This window comes from Erysipelatoclostridium sp. MSK.23.31, assembly GCF_019125875.1.
Lineage (GTDB): Bacteria > Bacillota_I > Bacilli_A > Erysipelotrichales > Coprobacillaceae > Thomasclavelia > Thomasclavelia ramosa.
Genome location: NZ_JAHOCB010000102.1, coordinates 1 through 1,331 on the forward strand (window position 1 = coordinate 1; position 1,331 = coordinate 1,331).

Consider the following 1,331-nt stretch of genomic DNA (forward strand, 5'->3'; position numbering starts at 1 on the left):
ATGAAAAATAATTATGATGTTGTGGTTGTTGGAGCGGGACCAGCAGGAATCATGGCCTGCTATGAACTGTATTTGAAACAGCCGGAATTGAACGTATTGCTTATAGATAAAGGTCAGGATGTTATGAAACGTCACTGTCCGATCAAGGAAAAGAAGATCAAGTCCTGTCCAATCATCAGGAACAATGAACCGGGCTGTCTTCCTGCCTGTTCGATTACAGCCGGATTTGGCGGTGCCGGTGCCTATTCTGACGGTAAATTCAATATTACCAGTGAATTTGGCGGCTGGCTGACTGACTATCTTTCAACCAATGAGGTTGAAGATGTAATCAACTATGTTGACAATCTTTATTTAAAACACGGAGCAACCAGAGAAATAACGGATCCTACGACTGACAAGGTCAAAGAAATTGAACATCGAGGCTATGCAGTAGGATTAAAACTGCTGCGGGCCAAGGTAAGACATTTAGGAACAGAAGAGAATCTGCGGATCATGACAGAAATGTCAACGGAACTGAAAGAACATATTGATATGGCATTTAGAACAGCTGTAAAGGAAGTGCTGGTTGAAGACGGACATGCTGTCGGGGTAGTTCTGGAAAATGATGAGGTCATCAAAGCGAAGAAGATCGTACTGGCACCAGGACGAGACGGTTCTGCCTGGCTGACAAAAGTACTGAAACAGCATGGACTGGAGCTTTATAATAATCAGGTCGATATAGGAGTGCGGGTAGAGACCAGCAATATCGTAATGGAAGAGATCAACAGCAATCTGTATGAAGGTAAATTTGTCTATAATACAAGTGTCGGAACAAAAGTAAGAACATTCTGTTCAAATCCGTCAGGGCATGTAGTAATAGAGAATCACAGCGGGACGATGCTGGCGAACGGACATGCCTATCATGATCCGAAGCTGGGGAGCAAGAATACCAACTTTGCGCTGCTGGTATCCCATACCTTCAGCGAGCCGTTCAATGAACCGAATGAATTTGCACATGAGGTGAGCAGACTGGCGAACAAGCTGTCAAACGGATCAGTCATGGTGCAAAGATATGGAGATATCAAGAAAGGGAGAAGAACGACTTACAAGCGTTTGAAAGAAGGGTATACAGAGCCGACCTTAGCAGAGGCGGTACCGGGAGATCTGGGGCTGGTATTACCGTACAACACGATGAAATCAATTATCGAGATGATTGAGGCACTGGATAATGTAACACCGGGGATAGCGAATGAGCATACGTTGCTGTATGGAGTGGAAGCGAAATTCTATTCAGCGCGGCCAAAGGTAAGAGAAGGGTTTGAATGTGAAATAGATGATCTGTATGTAGCAGG

1 protein-coding gene is annotated in these 1,331 nt (G+C 44.6%); it reads left to right on the forward strand.

Going from position 1 to position 1,331, the window contains the following annotated elements; all coding sequences use genetic code 11:
• Positions 1-1,331 (forward strand): NAD(P)/FAD-dependent oxidoreductase (locus tag KSU54_RS18410; protein WP_117792820.1); only part of this gene is annotated, 1,331 nt, incomplete at both ends.